This is a genomic window from Pseudarthrobacter sp. HLT1-3 (assembly GCF_059383535.1).
The window spans coordinates 1-16,878 of record NZ_JBWZCJ010000042.1 but is presented as its reverse complement, the minus strand read 5'-3'; the positions used below and the strand labels follow the sequence as shown (position 1 = coordinate 16,878).

16 protein-coding genes, 1 tRNA gene and 1 other RNA gene are annotated in these 16,878 nt (G+C 67.3%); 9 read left to right on the top strand and 9 right to left on the bottom strand.

Features of this window, described 5'->3' with window-relative positions; all coding sequences use genetic code 11:
• The first annotated feature begins 133 nt into the window (after positions 1–133).
• The gene (locus AC50X9_RS20580; RefSeq protein WP_494896811.1) at positions 134–814 is read left to right on the top strand and encodes a DNA alkylation repair protein; all 681 of its coding nucleotides are present in this window, start codon (positions 134–136) and stop codon (positions 812–814) included.
• On the opposite strand, the gene mptB is transcribed toward AC50X9_RS20580, so the two are convergent.
• On the bottom strand, positions 807–2,363 hold the full coding sequence (gene mptB / locus AC50X9_RS20575) for a polyprenol phosphomannose-dependent alpha 1,6 mannosyltransferase MptB (protein WP_494896809.1): 1,557 nt from the start codon (positions 2,361–2,363) through the stop codon (positions 807–809). The two genes, AC50X9_RS20580 and mptB, sit on opposite strands and share 8 nt — an antisense overlap.
• A gap of 158 nt (positions 2,364–2,521) precedes the next feature.
• On the opposite strand from mptB, the gene orn reads away from it, so the two are divergent.
• The 4 genes from orn (at position 2,522) to def (ending at position 5,224) form a co-directional block, all read left to right on the top strand.
• Positions 2,522–3,151, top strand: a complete 630-nt coding sequence (gene orn, locus AC50X9_RS20570) for an oligoribonuclease (RefSeq protein ID WP_310050140.1) — start codon at positions 2,522–2,524, stop codon at positions 3,149–3,151.
• A 131-nt stretch (positions 3,152–3,282) separates the two neighbouring features.
• Positions 3,283–3,355: transfer RNA gene (locus tag AC50X9_RS20565), tRNA-His, on the top strand.
• Positions 3,356–3,461: 106 nt separating this feature from the next.
• A complete protein-coding gene (locus AC50X9_RS20560; RefSeq protein ID WP_494896807.1) occupies positions 3,462–4,616 on the top strand; it encodes an acyl-CoA dehydrogenase family protein in 1,155 nt (384 codons plus the stop codon).
• 35 nt (positions 4,617–4,651) lie between these two features.
• Positions 4,652–5,224: a peptide deformylase gene (gene def, locus AC50X9_RS20555; RefSeq protein WP_494896803.1), complete on the top strand. Its 573-nt coding sequence runs from the start codon at positions 4,652–4,654 to the stop codon at positions 5,222–5,224.
• 41 nt (positions 5,225–5,265) lie between these two features.
• On the opposite strand, the gene AC50X9_RS20550 is transcribed toward def, so the two are convergent.
• Positions 5,266–5,967 carry an alpha/beta fold hydrolase gene (locus AC50X9_RS20550; protein WP_494896797.1) on the bottom strand — a complete coding sequence of 234 codons (702 nt, stop codon included), beginning with the start codon at positions 5,965–5,967 and terminating at the stop codon, positions 5,266–5,268.
• Positions 5,968–6,055: 88 nt separating this feature from the next.
• On the bottom strand, positions 6,056–6,928 hold the full coding sequence (gene ppk2 / locus AC50X9_RS20545; protein WP_494896795.1) for a polyphosphate kinase 2: 873 nt from the start codon (positions 6,926–6,928) through the stop codon (positions 6,056–6,058).
• Positions 6,929–7,062: 134 nt separating this feature from the next.
• Here ppk2 and AC50X9_RS20540 point away from each other — a divergent pair, with 134 nt between their 5' ends.
• Positions 7,063–8,043 carry a 1-phosphofructokinase family hexose kinase gene (locus tag AC50X9_RS20540; RefSeq protein WP_494896793.1) on the top strand — a complete coding sequence of 327 codons (981 nt, stop codon included), beginning with the start codon at positions 7,063–7,065 and terminating at the stop codon, positions 8,041–8,043.
• Entirely contained in the window at positions 8,040–8,582 is a 543-nt protein-coding gene (locus AC50X9_RS20535; protein ID WP_494896791.1) for a hypothetical protein, read from the top strand. The genes AC50X9_RS20540 and AC50X9_RS20535 overlap by 4 nt, the downstream gene beginning before the upstream one ends.
• 53 nt (positions 8,583–8,635) lie before the next feature.
• Here the strand turns inward: AC50X9_RS20535 and AC50X9_RS20530 are convergent, their stop codons facing one another.
• From AC50X9_RS20530 to rnpB, 5 genes are all read right to left on the bottom strand, one after another.
• Positions 8,636–9,439, bottom strand: coding sequence for an HNH endonuclease family protein (locus tag AC50X9_RS20530; protein ID WP_494896789.1), 804 nt, complete (start codon positions 9,437–9,439; stop codon positions 8,636–8,638).
• Positions 9,440–9,627: 188 nt separating this feature from the next.
• Positions 9,628–9,837, bottom strand: a complete 210-nt coding sequence (locus AC50X9_RS20525; RefSeq protein WP_069952054.1) for a hypothetical protein — start codon at positions 9,835–9,837, stop codon at positions 9,628–9,630.
• Between the two features lie 80 nt (positions 9,838–9,917).
• Entirely contained in the window at positions 9,918–11,414 is a 1,497-nt protein-coding gene (locus tag AC50X9_RS20520) for a glyceraldehyde-3-phosphate dehydrogenase (RefSeq protein WP_494896785.1), read from the bottom strand.
• Positions 11,415–11,763: 349 nt separating this feature from the next.
• Positions 11,764–13,377 (bottom strand): GMC family oxidoreductase, encoded by a 1,614-nt coding sequence (locus AC50X9_RS20515; RefSeq protein WP_494896781.1) that lies wholly within the window; start codon positions 13,375–13,377, stop codon positions 11,764–11,766.
• A gap of 286 nt (positions 13,378–13,663) precedes the next feature.
• Positions 13,664–14,057, bottom strand: an RNA gene (gene rnpB / locus AC50X9_RS20510) — RNase P RNA component class A.
• Positions 14,058–14,129: 72 nt separating this feature from the next.
• Here rnpB and AC50X9_RS20505 point away from each other — a divergent pair.
• Positions 14,130–14,993 carry an alpha/beta hydrolase gene (locus tag AC50X9_RS20505; protein ID WP_494896778.1) on the top strand — a complete coding sequence of 288 codons (864 nt, stop codon included), beginning with the start codon at positions 14,130–14,132 and terminating at the stop codon, positions 14,991–14,993.
• A 136-nt stretch (positions 14,994–15,129) separates the two neighbouring features.
• Positions 15,130–15,894: a YaaA family protein gene (locus tag AC50X9_RS20500; protein WP_494896776.1), complete on the top strand. Its 765-nt coding sequence runs from the start codon at positions 15,130–15,132 to the stop codon at positions 15,892–15,894.
• Between the two features lie 81 nt (positions 15,895–15,975).
• Here AC50X9_RS20500 and AC50X9_RS20495 read toward each other — a convergent pair whose 3' ends face one another.
• Entirely contained in the window at positions 15,976–16,713 is a 738-nt protein-coding gene (locus tag AC50X9_RS20495; protein WP_494896774.1) for a zinc ribbon domain-containing protein, read from the bottom strand.
• Positions 16,714–16,878 lie beyond the last annotated feature (165 nt).

Genomic DNA, 16,878 nt, shown 5'->3' with positions numbered 1-16,878 from the left:
GCCCTCGCAGCCGGAATCTGGCACAACTGGCTGACCGGAACGCCCCGAAAACGTTCGCTGATCGCATACGACCACTGAATCCAATAGGAATTAATCATCTAGGGCCCAGCTGGAGCGTGGCTAAAGTTGCCCCATGGCCAACGCTGAACTGCTGTCCGCGATCCGTTCCCGGCTGCGGGCTGCCGCGGATCCTGCCCGCGGGGCAGGGGCGCAGGCCTACCTGAAGTCCGAGATGCCCTCGCTGGGGGTCAGGGTCCCGGAGGTCCGCAGGATCGTCGGGGCCGCCGCCAGGGAACTGCCTCCCGGTTCGCTCCAGGACCTGCAGTCCACCGTGCTGGAGCTGTGGCGGGGCGCCGGCTGGCGGGAGGAACGCTACGCCGCCATCGACCTCTCGGGGCTGCGGCTGGCCGCCGGTGAGTTGAGCATGCTCCCGCTTTACGAGGAGATCATCCGCAGCGGCGCCTGGTGGGACCTGGTGGACGGGGTCTCGCACCGGCTGTGCGGGCTGCTGCAGACGCACCGGGAGGACATGTCCCCCGTCCTCCGGCGCTGGGGTACCGACCCGGATTTCTGGATCCGGAGGGCCGCCATCACGGCCCAGCTCGGCGCCAAATCCGCGACGGATCCGGCCCTGCTGGCAGCGGTCATCGAACCCAATCTGGCCGACCCGGAGTTCTTCATCAGGAAGGCCATCGGCTGGGCCCTGCGTGACTACGCCGCCACCGATCCGGACTGGGTCCGGGACTTCGCGGCGCGCCACGGAGATTCGTTGAGCCCGCTCTCCCGCCGGGAGGCCCTGCGGAAGCTCAGATGACCGGGCGGGTGGTGACTGGTTCCTCGGACTTGCTGAACAGCAGCTTGGTCTTGGGGTCCAGGAAGATCAGGTAGAGCGCGAAGAGCAGGGCGATGATCGCGGCGGCGTTGCGGGCCAGGGCGAGGGCCAGGCCGAGGTCCGCGGTCTGGAGGTAAGGGAAGACCTCCAGCTGGTCCGAGATCGCGTAGACCATAAAGAACGACACAATGAAGTACAGGGCCTTGACCTGCCAGTCGTCACGGATGCCGGTGACGGCGAAGAGCGGAATGAGCCAGACGACGTACCAGGACTGGATCATCGGGGCCAGCACGACGACGGCGGCGAACGCCAGGGTGAGGCGGCGGATCAGGCGGTCATAGTCGCCGCGGAAGATCTGCCAGGCGATGATTCCGAGCGCCAGCAGTTTCCCGGCGTCGTACACCCACTTGGCCAGCCCCCAGCCGTCGAGCCCGAACGCGTTGAAAATGGACGCGACCACCAGGCCCAGCAGCCCCACCGGGGCGTACCAGATCCAGATGCTGCCCGGTGCGGAGAGCCCGTTAATCCAGCCGAAGCCGAAGCCGTTGACCAGGCTCATGGCGTACAGCAGGGCCAGGCTGCTGCCCGCCGTGAGCCCCCAGTACACGAACTTCCGCGGCCAGCTGGCATTCTTTCCGGCCCAGAGCAGGCCAATGAACGGCAGGAAGACGATGGTGATGGGCTTGACCGAGATGGACAGGGTCACCAGGACCAGGCCGAGAATGACCCGGCGGGTGGCGCAGTAGTACAGCCCTGCCAGGGCCAGGCCGATCATCAGCGCGTCGTTGTGGACGCTGGCGATGAAGTTGGTGAGGAAGAGCGGGTTGGCGGCGGTCAGCCACAGGGCGCGGTGCGGGTTGACGCCGTGCAGCTCGGCGAGCTTCGGCACGTAAATGATGCAGAGCACGATCCCGGCGAGCGCGGCGAGGCGGAACAGCATGATGCTGGCCTCCGGGTGCACGTTGGTGGACCAGACCACGAGCTGCTCGATCCAGAGGAAGAGCTGGCCGTACGGCACCGGCGCCTCGGTCCACATCTTGTCGGCCCCGAGCTGGAAATAGTTCGACAGCGCCGAGATGCCGTTTTCGTACGGGTTGAAGCCCTCCACCATCAGGCGTCCCTGCCCGATGTAGGCGTAGACGTCGCGGCTGAACAGCGGGACTGAGAACATCAGGGGCAGGCCCCACAGCACGACCGCCTGCAGGGTGGCCCTGCGGGCCTCCGCACCCCAGACCCGCACGCGCTGGCCGAGCCTGAGCCAGGAGCGGACGAGCAGCATCCCGCCGACGGCCAGCAGCACGATGCACAGCGCGACGCCGAACGCTTCGGTGCGCATCCAGATGAACAAGGGCACACGCCGCAGCTCGGATACGGGCGCCAGCCAGCCCACACCCAGCGAACCGATCGCCATGAACAGCGAGCCGACAAATCCTGCCAGCAGCGGTGAACGGGCGTTGTCCACGTCAGCAAGGGCTACCGCAGCGGATGTGCCGGCAGCCGTTTTCCCCGCCGCAGGCGCAGGCACCGTCATCGCAGGATCGTCCAATCTGTTGTGGGGCTCGTCTCCACCCTCAGCCGGCCTGGGAACCGGCCCGGGGCACGCCGCGGCGGCGAAGAAATATCTCCGCCCGCGTACCCGAAATCCTAGCACCGGACCGCCCAGCGGCGACGAAACGGTAGGCTGGGCGCGTGCCTATATCTAATGAACGCATCGTCTGGATCGACTGCGAAATGACCGGACTGGACACCATCAACGACGCCCTCATCGAGGTCGCCGCGCTGGTGACGGACTCGGAGCTTAATATCCTCGGTGACGGCGTCGACGTCGTGATCAAACCCGATGACGCCGCCCTGGCACAGATGAACGACTTCGTCCGCGACATGCACACCCGCTCCGGGCTCCTGAAGGAACTCCCCCACGGCAAGACCATGGCGGAGGCCCAGACCATCGTCCTTGACTACATCAAGAAGTGGGTGCCGGATCCCAAGAAGGCCCCGCTGGGCGGCAACTCGGTGGGGACCGACCGCGTCTTCCTGGTCCGCGACATGCCCGAACTCGTCGAGCACCTGCACTACCGCGTCATCGACGTGAGCACCATCAAGGAACTCTCCCGGCGCTGGTACGCGCGGGCCTACTTCCAGTCCCCCGCCAAGCTCGGCGGCCACCGCGCCCTCGGTGACATCCAGGATTCCATTGACGAGCTGCGCTATTACCGCGAGGCGGTCTTCGTCCCCGCACCGGGGCCGGACAGCGCCACGGCGCAGCGGATCGCCCGGAAGGTCATGGGAACCGCGGAGGAACCGGCCCCGGCCGAGTAATCTGCGACACGTTTGGGGAATATTTTGACGAAAACCCGAAAAGTGGCAAAAGCGGCCCCGAAGAGCAGGTAAGCTATTTGTCGTTGCCTTTTCAGCCAGCCGGTTCGCCGGAGGGCATGCCAGGGCACATGGTGGGCGTAGCTCAGTTGGCAGAGCGCCTGGTTGTGGTCCAGGAGGTCGCGGGTTCAACCCCCGTCGCTCACCCTCATGAAGGACGGCAGTAATTGTCCGACCTTAGACGAAGGCCGTACCGGATATCCGGTGCGGCCTTTGTTGTCTGTCCATGGAACCGTGAACGGAAGGAACTGCGATGAAGCGCACGCTTTTTGAAGAAGACCACGAGATGTTCCGTGAGATGGCCACCGAGTTCAACACCCGCGCCATTGCACCCCATTACGCCAAGTGGGACCAGGACCACATGATGTCCCGGGACCTGTGGACAGCGGCCGGCGAGCAGGGGCTGCTGGGCCTGGCTGTTCCGGAAGAGTTCGGCGGCATGGGCATGAACGACTACCGCTTCCGCGCCGTGCTGGATGAGGAATTCGCCAAGAGCAACCACCTCGCCGTGGGCCTGGCCTTCCATCTCCACGATGACCTGGTCCTCCCCCACCTGCTTGCCTACGGCTCCGACGAGCTCAAGGGCCGCTGGCTCCCCGGCATGGTTTCCGGCCAGACGGTTACCTCGATCGCCTGGACCGAGCCGGGCGCCGGTTCGGACCTCCGCGGGATCCGCACCAAGGCCGTCCGCGACGGCGACGACTGGCTGATCACCGGCCAGAAGACCTTCATCGGCAACGGCATCTCCGGCGACGCCTCCCTGGTCCTGGCCCGCACCGACGGCGGCAGCGGCCGCGGAGGCCACGACTCCTTCTCGCTGTTTATGGTCCGCAAGAGCGAGGGCTACAGCACCGGCAACCAGCTGGACAAGATGGGCCTGAAGGCCTCGGATACCGCGGAGCTGTTCTTCGACAACGTCCGGGTGCCGCACGCGGACCTCGTCGGCGAGGAGGGCAAAGGCCTGCAGTACGCCGCCGGGCAGCTCCCCCAGGGCCGGCTTGCGATCGCGGTGGCGAGCTCCGCCGTCGTCCGCTCCGTCTACGAGGAGACCGTCCGCTACACGAAGGACCGCAACGCCTTCGGCGAGCGGATCATCGATTTCCAGAACAGCCGCTTCGAACTGGCCGACATCCTCACCGAGGTCGAGGTCACCGAAAGCTACGTGGACCAGGCGATCCTGGCCTTCAACGCCGGCGAGCTCGACGCCGCTTCCGCCGCCCGCGCGAAGCTGTGGGCGTCCGAACGTGCCAAGTCCGTCACCGACCGGTGCCTGCAGCTGCACGGCGGCTACGGTTACATCCTGGAGTACCCCGTGGCCCAGGCCTATCTGGCGGCCCGGCTGCTGACCATCTTCGGCGGCACCAACGAAATCATGCGCGACGTCGTCGGCCGCACCATCGCGGGATGACCCGCCCCCACCAAAGCACCGGAGGAACAGCTGACATGACCGTTCTGCCCATCACGATCTGGGGCGAGCCCGTACTGCACCGCCGGGCCGCTGAGGTCGAAGCTTTCGACGACGAGCTCCGGACCTTGATCGCGGACATGTTCGAGACCAACGACGCCGCCAACGGCGTCGGTCTCGCCGCGCCCCAGGTCGGGGTCGGCAAACGGCTCTTCATCTACCGGTACGAGAACGACGACGGCGCCCCGCCGTCCGGCGCCGTCGTGAACCCGGTCCTGACGCTCTCCAAGGTCTCCGGAGCGCTGCCGGATCCGGACGAGGAAGAGGAAGGCTGCCTGTCCTTCCCCGGCGGGCAGTACCCGCTCAAACGCGCCGAGTGGGCCCGGGTTCAGGGGTTCGACGGGGACGGCAACCCGGTCGACTTCGAGGCGACGGGATGGTTTGCCCGGGTGATCCAGCACGAGTTCGACCACCTGGACGGCAAGCTCTACGTCAACCGGCTGATCGACCGCTACGCCCGCAAGGCCTTGAAACAGGCCAAGAAGAGCGGCTGGGGCGTTCCCGGTCTGACCTGGATGCCGGGTGTGGACCCGGACCCGTTCGGCCACTAGCGTCCCCGTCTGGTTCCTGAGCGGTTACTTCCGGTGCGGCGCTACTTCCGGTCGACGGCGGCAAGGATCGCCGCGCCCAGCTCCGCCGGCCTGGTGAACTGCGGCCAGTGCCCGGTGGGCAGGTCAACGTACTCAACGTCGCGGACACGCCCGAGCTCCGCGACGTATGGGTGGCCGCCCCCGATCATCTCGATCAGCATGGAGGACGGGAACTCGCAGGCGATGACGGTCGCCGGGACGTTGTAGCGGCGCTCGTCGTGCAGCCGCTGCTGGTCCTGCGCCACGCCCTTGGGCTCCGGGATGGCGCGGGCACGGAACATCGCCCGCAGCGGCTCGTCGAGATCGGTGAGGTCCTCGTCGTCGAACAGTTCCCAGGGCGGCAGCGGCACCTCATCGCCCTCGGCCGGCAGGTCATCGTTGATCACTCCGCCTTCGCCGAGCGGACCGCTGTCGACGTAGACCGCCCGGAGCACGCGGTCCGGGCGGGCGTCGACGGCGCCGTGGATGATGGCGCCGCCGCCCGAGTGGCCGACCAGGACCACCGGGGCCTCGAGGGCGTCGATCTTCGCCACGACGGCGTCTATGTGGGTGCGCAGACCGATGCCGGCCCGGGGCGTGCCGGCCGATTCCAGCCCGGGCAGCGTGAGCGGGTGGACCTGATGCCCGGCCGCAACCAGCGGCGGGGTCACCTCGTCCCACGAGGAGGCGTCCAGCCAGAATCCGGGTACCAGGATAATGTCCATGACCGTACCCTACCTGCCCGGGCCGGCCGGCGGCACCCGGTGCCCCGGGCGCTGGCGCCGTCTGGCCGGGTGCCGATCCGGTTCACGGCTATCCCTCGCCGGCCTGCTGGAGGATGCCGGCGTGGTCCGGAACGTAGCGGTAGAGGTCCCGCGGCGGGCGGGTGTAGTTGACGGCCTTTGGCCTTTCCGGCAGGGTCACCGGTTCCGTCCGGACTTCGGTGTAGTCGATGCTGGAGAGCAGATGGGCGATCATGTTGACCCGGGCCCGGCGTTTGTCCTCTGCTTCGACCACATACCAGGGCGATTCGGCGGTATCGGTCTGCATAAACATGTCGTCCTTGGCGCGCGAGTAGTCCTCCCAACGGAGGATCGCCTCCCGGTCCATCGGCGAGAGTTTCCACTGCCGCAACGGATCATCCAGCCGGGACTTGAAGCGCCGCTCCTGTTCCGCGTGGCTGATCGAAAACCAGTACTTGAACAGCAGAATGCCGTCCTGGACCAGCAGCCGTTCAAAGACCGGGCACTGGGCCATAAAGCGCTTGTGTTCCGCGGGTGTGCAGAACCCCATCACATGTTCGACGCCGGCGCGGTTGTACCAGGAGCGGTCCATCAGGACGATCTCCCCCGCGGCGGGAAGATGTTGCACGTAGCGCTGGAAATACCATCCACCGCGCTCCCGCTCCGTCGGGGCCGGCAGCGCCACGATGCGGGCAACGCGGGGGTTCAGGTATTCGGTCACGCGCTTGATCGCACTGCCTTTGCCGGCGGCATCGCGCCCTTCAAAGATCACCAGCACCCGTGCACCGGTGCTCCGGACCCATTCCTGCAATGCGACGAGCTCGGCCTGGAGCCGGAGGAGTTCGGTCTCATAGACGTCAAGGTCCAGCCGCTTGGACCCGTGCCCCTTGCCGCCCTTCCGGCCTTTCTCCGCCTTGCCGGTGCCGTCCTTGCTCTGTGCCATGGTTTCCGTTCCGCTCGTAACGGCCAACTTGCGTGTCGCCGACCCTGCCGCGCCCATTCTCGCGGAGCGGCCTGCTGCCCACAAGGGGACGTCCTGCCGGGACACCGGCAGCCCGGTGCTCCTATGCTGGGGCCATGGAAGCCTCCAGACCGACGGCGCTGCAGCCGATCCTCACGCTCACTGTGAATCCCGCCCTGGACGTCAGCACCGCCACGGAGCACGTCATCAGCGGCCACAAGCTGCGCTGCGGCGCCAGCCGTCTTGATCCGGGCGGCGGCGGCGTGAACGTGTCCCGGGTGGTGCAGCGTCTCGGCGGGCGGACCCTTGCGGTCTACACCGCCGGCGGACCGACCGGGGAGGCCTACCGCCGGCTCATCGAAGCCGAACGCGTCCCCACCCTGGCCGTGCCGATCCAAGGGAGTACCCGCGAGGACTTCACGGTCGACGAGACGGCGACGGGCAAGCAGTTCCGCTTTGTGCTCCAGGGCCCCGAGCTCAGTGAGCCGGAGTGGCGTTTGTGCCTGGCGCTGGTAGCGGATTCGATCCCCGTTGGCGGGTACGTCGTTGCCAGCGGCAGCCTTCCGCCGGGGGTCCCGGAGGACTTCTACGCCCAGGTGGCCCGGCTGGCACGGCAGCACGATGCGCGCTGCATCGTGGACGCCGCCGGGCCGGCTCTGGCCGAAGCCCTCGCCGAGGGAGTCTTCCTGGTGAAGCCGAGCCGGCGGGAGCTGGGGCTGCACTTCGGCACGACTCTGGAGAGTCCGGACAGCCAGGTCGAGGCGGCCAAGGCGCTGGTCGCGGACGGCTCCGCGGAACACGTCGCCCTGACGCTCGGCGGCGACGGAGCGGTGCTCGCCTCCAAATCCGGGATTCTGCAGTTGGCAGTGCCTCAGGTGCAGGTACAAAGCACCGTCGGAGCGGGCGACAGCTTCCTGGCCGCCTTCGTGCTCCGTCATGCACAGGGCCGCACGCTCGAAGAGGCGCTCCGCGCCGCCGTCGCCGCCGGAAGCGCCACGGTAACGACGCGGGCGACCGAACTCTGCCACCGCGCGGACGTTGAACGGCTGGAAGCCGAACTCGCCGCCCGGGTCTTCGACGGCAGCGCGGCACCGTGAAGCGCGGACCGGGTGTCCTGGCGGTTGCCGTGCTGCTTGCCGCCGGAACGGCCGGCTGCTCCGGCCTCGTGCCGAACGCCTGCCCTGCAATCGCCTGGTTCAATTCCGTGACAGTGTCGCTGGACGGCAGCGCTGACAAGGTCCACCTGGTGGAGCTCTGCGCGGACGACGTCTGTTCGGTGCGCTCGGACGGCCCGGTCCGCGCTCCTGGGACCTCCGTCAGCCCCGGCGCCGTGCCCGCACCGGTTACAACCCTGCCGGTCCCCGTCGTCCCCGCCCCGTCCGCGTCCGAGGCAGTCCCCGTCGTCCCCGCCCCGTCCGCGCCGGCCTACAGCCCGTTCACAGCATCCCGGGTCGACGGGCGCACCTGGCGGGTCAGTCTGTTGATGCGCTCCCCGAAGACGGTGACCCTTACGGCGTACTCCGCCGACGGGACTGTCCTGGCGCGGCGCGGGCTGGACTTGGGCTGGACCCGGGTGGGCGGCAGCGAGGCCTGCGGCGGCCCGGCGACCGCCGGCCCTGTCAGGCTAGTCATCTAGGCGCACCCGGTTTCCCCGCCCGGCGCTCGCCCCTGATTCCACCGGCCCGGCGACTACTGAGCGGCGGCGACAACCGTTTGCTGTCCCGGGCAGGCGCCGAGAACCCGCTTCATCGCGTCCTTCTCCGCCGGTGTCACCCACAGCCGGTAGGCGGCCTTGACGGAGATCTGCCGGGCAACGTAGTGGCAGCGGAAGGCCTTGTTCGGCGGAAGCCAGGTGGCGGCGTCGGACGCGCCCTTGTCCTGGTTGGCGGGGCCGTCGACGGCGATCAGGTTCACCGGGTCGTTCGCCAGGTTCTCGCGTTGCCCGGCGGTCAGCTGCTGTGCTCCCTTTTGCCAGGCGTCCCCGAGCGCCACAACGTGGTCCACCTGCACCGCCTTGCTGCTCGCGGCTCCGCGGCGGAAGGTGATCAGGTGGCCCGTGTAGGGTTCGCGGAACGATCCGGCGGCCACCAGGCAGCGGGATTCTTTGGTGAATTCGGCGTCCGGCAGGTCGCGGCGGAGGATGTCATTTCGGGTATCGCAGCCGTTGTGGTCCGCGTCGAGCCAAGCCTGGCCGAAGGCGGCCCGGTCGTAGTTGTCCCTGGCCGCCCGGCCCTTGACTGGAAGGGTGTCCAGCAGCGCCGCGGCGAGGCCTGACGGGACGTGCCGTACGGGCGGGACGGCGTTCATCCAACCGGAAGCGAGCACGGGGGCCTCGCGGGGACCGTCGGCGGGCCCCTCGAAGGCGGCAAACTGCCCGGCGGTGAAGAACCAGGCGAGTCCGGCAGCCACGGCGAGTGCCGCGGCGGCCAGGAGCGCCCACGCCTGGCGGGACCGCCGTCGTGCCCGCCGGAAGTCCGCCCAGGTGAGGGTCATGCCGGCGTCCAGACGGGACGCTGCCCGGCGTGACGTGCCCGGGCACTGCGTTGGAGTCCGGGGCGTTCCGGCGCGGGGCGTTGGAGTCCGGTGCGTTCGTGCGCGGGGCGAATCCTATCCACCCCCGAAGCCTAGGCCCGACCTCCGGTGTTGCGGGGGTTGTCCACAGTGTGGAGGACAGGTGCCGGCTAATTTTCCTTGGTCACGCGTACGAGGTCTTCGTTGGCGAGGGCCATCAGCGATTCGAGTTGCCGGACGCGTGCCTCGTCGACCTCACCGGCGGCGTGTTTGGCCCGGGCGTCATCGAGGAGCCGTTTGGCTTCCTTGACGTTCCGCCGGGCGACGTCCAGCGCGTGTTCCAGGGTGGTTTCGTGCTCTACTGCCGAGTTCTGTTCCATTGCACCATTGTGGTGCCCTTTCCCGGCCGTTTCCAGAGGATCGGCCGGGAAAGGGAAGAACAGAGTTCAGGCAGGTGGTGTCAGGCTGTGACCTCGACGGGCAGGCCGGCTGCTTCCAGGGTGGCTGCTGCGTCCTTGGCGGGGAACGACGGCGGGTTCACGCCGGCCATTTCCTCCATGACGCGGACCACCTGGCAGCTGTAGCCGAACTCGTTGTCGTACCAGACGTAGAGCACAAGGTTCTTGTCGTTGGAGATCGTGGCCAGGCCGTCGACAATGCCTGCGCGCCGCGAGCCGACGAAGTCCGTGGAGACTACCTCGGGCGAATCGATGTAGTCGACCTGCTTGCGCAGAACGGAGTGCAGCGACATCTCCCGCAGGTAGTCGTTGACCTCGTCCTTGGTGGTGCCGTTTTCCAGGCTCAGGTTCAGGATGGCCAGCGACACGTCCGGGGTGGGGACGCGGATGGAGCTGCCGGTAAGCTTGCCCAGCAGTTCGGGCAGCGCCTTGGCGACGGCCTTGGCGGCACCCGTCTCCGTGATGACCATGTTCAGCGCGGCCGAGCGTCCACGGCGGTCGCCCTTGTGGAAATTGTCGATCAGGTTCTGGTCGTTCGTGAAGGAGTGGACCGTTTCAACGTGGCCGTGCACGACGCCGTAGCGGTCGTTGATGGCCTTGAGCACCGGGGTGATGGCGTTGGTGGTGCAGGAGGCAGCCGAGACGATCGTGTCGGAGTCGGCGATCGTGCCGTGGTTGATGCCGTGCACGATGTTCTTCAGTTCGCCCTTGCCCGGAGCGGTGAGCAGTACGCGGGAAGCGCCCTTGCTCTTCAGGTGCTGGGACAGGCCTTCGGCGTCGCGCCAGCGTCCAGTGTTGTCGACGATGAGCGCGTTGTGGATTCCGTACGCCGTGTAGTCGACCGTCGCCGGGTTGTCCGAGTAGATGACCTGGATCTGGACACCGTTGGCGGTGATGGTGTCGTTCTCGAGGTCCACCTTGATGGTTCCTTCGAAGGAGCCGTGGACCGAGTCGCGGCGCAGCAGGCTGGCGCGCTTGGTGAGGTCGTTGTCCGAACCGCGGCGGACCACGATTGCGCGCAGGCGCAGGCCGTGGCCGCCGCCTGCCTTTTCGATCAGGAGACGGGCCAGGAGGCGGCCGATGCGGCCAAAGCCGTAGAGGACGACGTCGGTGCTGGTGCGGTCGTCGCCGCCGCGCTTGCCAACAATCTCGGCCAGTTCCGCACGCAGGAACTCGTCCAGGCTGGCACCGTTGCCCTCGACCCGGTACTTCTCGCTGAGGCGGGCGATGTCGATGGCAGCGGCGCCGAGCTCAAGCTTGGTCAGGGCGTCCAGCAGCGGGGCTGTCTCTTCGAGACGCAGTTCTTCCTTGCTCATCCGGCGGGCGAAGCGGTGCGCCTTAAGGATGTTCATGGTGGACTTATTAATCAAGCTGCGACCGTGGATGGAGGTGACCACGTTGTTTTCGCGGTACAGCCGGCCGATCACCGGGATCATGGCCTCAGCGAGCGCCTCCCGACCCATCCACGTATCAAGACAAGAATCTGACGTCTGGCTCACAGAAATACCTTCCTAGAATCCACTGCATACGACGTCGTATGCGGAAGTCGGCTGCCGGAGGGTGTCCGGAACCTCGGCGCCGGCGGGGATTCGGTCCACCCCGGGCGCCTGTGTCAAGCAAAAGTAAAGCCACCGGCTGCGAACGCAGACCCGGCGGCAGAACTTCTACGTTCACCGACCATTCTACCGTCGGCCCGGCAAGGACCGGCGCCCCGTTACGCGTGAAATGACTCACACAGCGTCGCGGTGCTGCGCCGGGGACAGACGCCGGTGGCACAAGAGGACTCCCAGAGGCCGAGCGCACCGGCCACAACACGATGAGTTCCGGAATCGGCCAGCGCGTCCCGGGCTATCGGGCATCCTGAAGGATCATGTCCACGGCCTTTTCCGCGATCATGATGGTCGGCGCCTGGGTGTTAGCGCTGACGAGCCGGGGCATGATCGAGCAGTCAACGACGCGCAGTCCCTCCAGCCCGTAGACCTTCAGCCGCGGCGAGACGACAGCATCATCACCGGTCCCCATGGCGCAGGTGCCGACGGGATGGTACGACGTCCGCCCGAAGGAGCGCACGAATTTCACATACTCGTCGCGGGATTCCACCCGTGTGCCATCGCCAATGTGCTCCGCTTTGACGAGCTCAGCCATCGACGACTGCTCCATGATCTCCCGGCTCTGTTGCACGCCGGCGATTGCCATCTCAAGGTCGTAGTCGTCGGCGAGATAATTCGGATCTATGAGCGGCGCCTGGCTTGGATCAGAGGACACCGGCCGGACGGTTCCGCGGCTCCGCGGCCTCAGGAAGTACGAATTCAAGGTGGCCCCGAACCCGGGCTTTAAAGCCTCTGCGCCGGTCCCCGCCCGCGCGGCGGGCAGGAAGTGGAACTGCAGGTCGGGTGAATTCTCCTCCTTGTTGGCGTAACTGAAGCCGCCGGCCTCGACAAGGGTGGAAGCGAAGGGTCCCGAACGGAAGGCAAGGTACTCGACGCCGGCCAGGACTGTGGCCGGACGTACCTGACTGAGCCGGTCCAGGCTGTGGTAATCCCTGAGTTCGTAGACGATGTCGATGTCGCAGTGGTCATGCAGGTTCTTGCCGACTCCCGGCAAGGCATGGACGGTTTCGATGCCAGCGGCGGCGAGATCCTCCGGGTCGCCGATGCCCGAAAGCTGCAGCAGCTTGGGCGACCCGAAGGCGCCGGCAGAGATGATCACTTCCCGGTCGGCGAGGTACGTTCGGAGGGAGCCGCCTTGGATCGCCTCGATCCCGACGGCCCGGCCATCCCTGATGATCACCTTGGAGACGGTGACGTTGGCACGCACGGTGAGGTTGGGGCGCTTGCGGGCAGGCTTCAGGTAGGCAACGGCGGCGCTGCACCGGCGGCCGTTCTTGGTGGTGGTCTGGTAGAAGCCCACACCGTACTGCTCGGCACCGTTGAAGTCGCTGTTGTAGGGCAGCCCGAATTCCTGGCCCGCCTTAACGAAGGCCGCAGAAAGTTTGTGCGGGCGCAGGAGGTCGGAGACTCCGAGCGGACCCTGGGTCCCGTGGTGCGGTGCCGAGAGCCTGCTGTTGGACTCGGAGCGGACGAAGTACTCACCCACCTCATCGGCGGACCACCCCTCGCAGCCAAAGTCCGTGACCCAGCTGTCGTAGTCCTCGGCCACGCCGCGAGTGAAGACCTGGGCGTTAATGGACCCCCCGCCGCCCAGCACACGTCCCTGGGCAAGGGGGATACGGCGGCCGTTGCTGTGTTGCTGCGGAATGCTGGTGTAGTCCCATTGGTACGGCCCGTTTTTCAGCTTCGGAAAACCCGCGGGGACGTGGATAAACGGATGGCGGTCGGATCTTCCCGCCTCCAGCAGAAGGACGCGGACGGACGGGTCTTCGCTGAGCCTGCCGGCCAGGACGCTGCCGCCGCTGCCACCCCCGGCAATCACATAGTCGTAAACTGCGTCGTCCGGCACCATGACTCCTATGCTTTTGCGCGGATACTTCGGCTGGCTGCGCCGTTGCTAACGTTCTCTGCAGTCTCTGGTCCCGCCGGCGTGATGTCAAGCATTCGTATTTGCGCAGGCAGACGGCCCGCTACGGCCGATACGGGGCGGGTTCGACCGGATCGGACTCGCGCGGAGGCGGCGGGCCGGGGCGGGAACGCACAACGGAACCGCGGGTGCCGCCGTCGTACGGTCCCAGGGAAATGCCTCGATAAAAGCAAGACACCGCCGGGAACACGAGCTTTCCCGGCAGTGTGAGTGGATGGGTTGACCGATACGCCGGGTTCTGTGTTCCCGCACCGTTACCAGCGCGAGAGTAGCGGCCATCCATCTACGAACGCCGTTGCCGACGTCCTCCAGCAGCCTACCCGGACACTCGGGCGAGCAGCCCTCGAACGTGCCCTGTCTGGCCTTGCTCCGGGTGGGGTTTACCTAGCCTTTCCGGTCACCCGGGAAGCTGGTGGTCTCTTACACCACCGTTTCACCCTTACCTGCCCCGCGGCCCGTGCAAGCACGCGCCGCGTGCCGGCGGTCTGTTCTCTGTGGCACTAGCCTGCGGGTTACCCCGAGTGGGCGTTACCCACCACCCTGCCCTGCGGAGCCCGGACGTTCCTCGAGCCACTTGCGTGACGCGCGGCCGCCTGGTCAACCCATCCGCTGTCCATTCTACGGTCAGGGCTGACCCGTCCGGCGACACCCGCGTCCGCCGAGCCTATGATCAGGGAATGGAGCAATCCGCCCTGAGCCGGCGCCGGCTGCTGGAGCTCGCAGGAATCGGACTTGGCGTGTCTGGGCTCGCGGCCTGCACTGCCGACACCGCGCCACCAGCCACGTCACCAGCATCGTCCCGCGCCGCGCCGTTGACGGTCCGGACGAGCGGAGGATCATTCGTCTCGGCCTTCCGCCCCGGAATCGCCAGCCACTGGTCGCTGGTGGCACCTGAACTGCCGCCCGGTGGCAGGGTGCCGGAACTTCCCGTGGCGGTGTTCCTTCATGGACTCGGCAGCAGCCACACCGCCCTGCTGGACGGGCTGGAAGCCCACGAGGCCCTCCAACGGCACGTCGACGCCGGAGGCGCACCGTTTGCTCTCGCCGCCGTGGACGGCGGGAACACCTGGTGGCACGCCCGCGCCGACGGCAGCGACACCCAGGCGATGCTGGTCAATGAATTTGTTCCGTTCCTCGGCGGCCAGGGCTACGATCTCGGCAGGATCGGCCTGTTCGGCCTGTCGATGGGGGGCTTCGGCGCCCTGCTGCTCGCGTCCCAGGGCCGGTTGCCCGGGGTCCGGGCCGTGGCGGCCATGAGTCCGGCGGTCTGGGAGAACTACGACGCAAGCATGGAAACCGCCTTCGACAGTCCGGCCGACTTCGCGGCCCACGACGTGTTCGCGCTCCGGGCCAGCCTCGCGGCGGTGCCCAAACGGATCGACTGCGGCACCGGGGACGACTTTGCCGCGACTGTTCGTGACTACGTTGCGGATCTCCCGGGCACCGTCGAAGGCGGATTCCAGCCCGGAGGGCACGACGACAGCTACTGGCGCTCCATCCTGCCCGGAGTGTTGTCCTTCCTCGGCCGCAACCTCGGCTGAGCGGGCCCCCGGGCCCGCGGGTCGCCCGGTCCGCGCGTCCCCCGGTCCGCGGGTCCCCGGGAGCCGGACACCGGACGGACACCGCAGCAGCCGCCTGAGTACCATCCCGGCCGTGGGCCGCCGGTAGGATTGGACGGTGCTGATTCTGCTGCCGCCCTCCGAAGGCAAGACCCCCGCCACAGCCGGAGACGCCGTGGAGTGGGCCTCCCTGAGCTTCCCGGAACTGAACGTGTACCGGGCGAAGGTGCTGGAGGGCCTGGGAACAATCAGCGCCCATGAGGACGCCCTGGCGCTTCTGGGTGTCGGCGCCTCGCTGCGGGCCGACGTCGAACGCAACACGCGGCTGCACGCCGAGCCGGCGGCCCCCGCCCATCAGGTCTACTCCGGCGTGCTGTACGACGCGCTGGACTACAACTCCCTCACGCCCACGCAGCGGAAGAAAGCGGACGAGCACGTGCTGGTCATTTCCGCGCTCTGGGGTGCCATCCGCTTCGGCGACCGGGTGCCGGCCTACCGGCTGTCGATGGCGACCGCACTGCCGGACATCGGACGCCTGGCGTCCTTCTGGAAGCCGCAGCTCACCGCGGCCCTCGCGGCCAACGCCGACGGGGAACTGCTGGTGGACTGCCGATCCAGTACCTACGCCGCGGCGTGGACTCCCCCGCCGGCGCAGACCGTGGCCATCAACGTGTTCACGGAGGTCAATGGTGCGCGGAAAGTAGTCAGCCACTTCGCCAAGCACACCCGGGGCGAACTCGCCCGGCACCTGCTTGCCCGCCGGGGCAAGGCCCCCGAGACCCCCGCCCAGCTGCAGAAGGCGGCGGCCGAAAAGTGGACCGCCGACCTTGTCGAGGGCACGGCCCGGAAGCCGCACATGCTGAACCTGATCCTGCCAAACTGACTCGCAGCAGTTCCCGTTCTGAGTGCTCAGAACGGCCCCTGCGAGTCAGTTTGGGTGGTTAGGCCCAGCCAGTTTGGGTGGTTAGGCCCAGTCGGCGGAACGGACCAGGATGCAGCCGGAATCCGGGCAGAATACGACGTCGTCCTCGGCCGCGGCCTTGATTTCGGCCAGGTCCCCCGGGCTCAGCTGCATGCCGGAGCCCTCGGAGGTGCCGTGGAACAGGCGGGCCGCACCGACGCCACGCTTGGCCAGGGTCTTCTCGTAGATCGCCAGCAGCCCGGCATCCAGGCCTTCGGCGAACTCGGCCCGCTTGCCGCGCACCACCGTGGCCTCGGCGGCGATCTCGGCGAGCTGCTCGTCCAGCTCGGCGCGGATGGAGCCGAAGGAGCCCTGGATGTCGTCAACGATCTGCTGCTGGGTGGCCTGGCGCAGGCGGAGTGAGTCCAGACGTTCCAGGACTTCCAGCTCGACGTCCTCGAGGTCGGAGCGGCGCTTATTCAGGGACACCAGATCGCGCTGCAGGGCAACCAGGTCCTTGGAAAGGCCGGTGCCGCTGTTGAGCCTCGCCTCGTCGCGCTCGATCCGGGAGGCAACCTGCTCCACGTCGGCTTCGGAACGTTTGAGCTCGAGTTCAGCGTCGTGGACGGCCACCTTGGCGGCACCGAGTTCACCGGTTGCCACGCTGAGGGCTGCTTCAAGATCGGTGATCCGGGAGTCGCTTTCAAGGCTTCGGCGGCGGTTGGACAGGGATTTGAGTTTGGCATCAAGTCCCTGCAATTCGAGCAACTTCAACTGTTCCGCCGGTGTTGCCTTGGCCACTATTTACCTCCGCTTGTTCCCTGCCGGCAGGAGCCGGGCACCTATTCGGCGCTCCCCAGACTCTAGCCCGGATTTTTCATGATGGCCGGGTTGGCGGTCGGGTCAGGGGCTAATTCCCGTTCCGGCTGATTCTGCGGTTTTGGGCGTGCGGGCGGGGCCTGTTGT

Coding starts and splice junctions, on each gene's coding strand:
- AC50X9_RS20580 (WP_494896811.1), top strand. CDS start 134: ATGGCCAACGCTGAACTGCTGTCCGCGATCCGTTCCCGGCTGCGGGCT.
- mptB (WP_494896809.1), bottom strand. CDS start 2,363: ATGACGGTGCCTGCGCCTGCGGCGGGGAAAACGGCTGCCGGCACATCC.
- AC50X9_RS20560 (WP_494896807.1), top strand. CDS start 3,462: ATGAAGCGCACGCTTTTTGAAGAAGACCACGAGATGTTCCGTGAGATG.
- def (WP_494896803.1), top strand. CDS start 4,652: ATGACCGTTCTGCCCATCACGATCTGGGGCGAGCCCGTACTGCACCGC.
- AC50X9_RS20550 (WP_494896797.1), bottom strand. CDS start 5,967: ATGGACATTATCCTGGTACCCGGATTCTGGCTGGACGCCTCCTCGTGG.
- ppk2 (WP_494896795.1), bottom strand. CDS start 6,928: ATGGCACAGAGCAAGGACGGCACCGGCAAGGCGGAGAAAGGCCGGAAG.
- AC50X9_RS20540 (WP_494896793.1), top strand. CDS start 7,063: ATGGAAGCCTCCAGACCGACGGCGCTGCAGCCGATCCTCACGCTCACT.
- AC50X9_RS20530 (WP_494896789.1), bottom strand. CDS start 9,439: ATGACCCTCACCTGGGCGGACTTCCGGCGGGCACGACGGCGGTCCCGC.
- AC50X9_RS20525 (WP_069952054.1), bottom strand. CDS start 9,837: ATGGAACAGAACTCGGCAGTAGAGCACGAAACCACCCTGGAACACGCG.
- AC50X9_RS20515 (WP_494896781.1), bottom strand. CDS start 13,377: ATGGTGCCGGACGACGCAGTTTACGACTATGTGATTGCCGGGGGTGGC.
- AC50X9_RS20505 (WP_494896778.1), top strand. CDS start 14,130: ATGGAGCAATCCGCCCTGAGCCGGCGCCGGCTGCTGGAGCTCGCAGGA.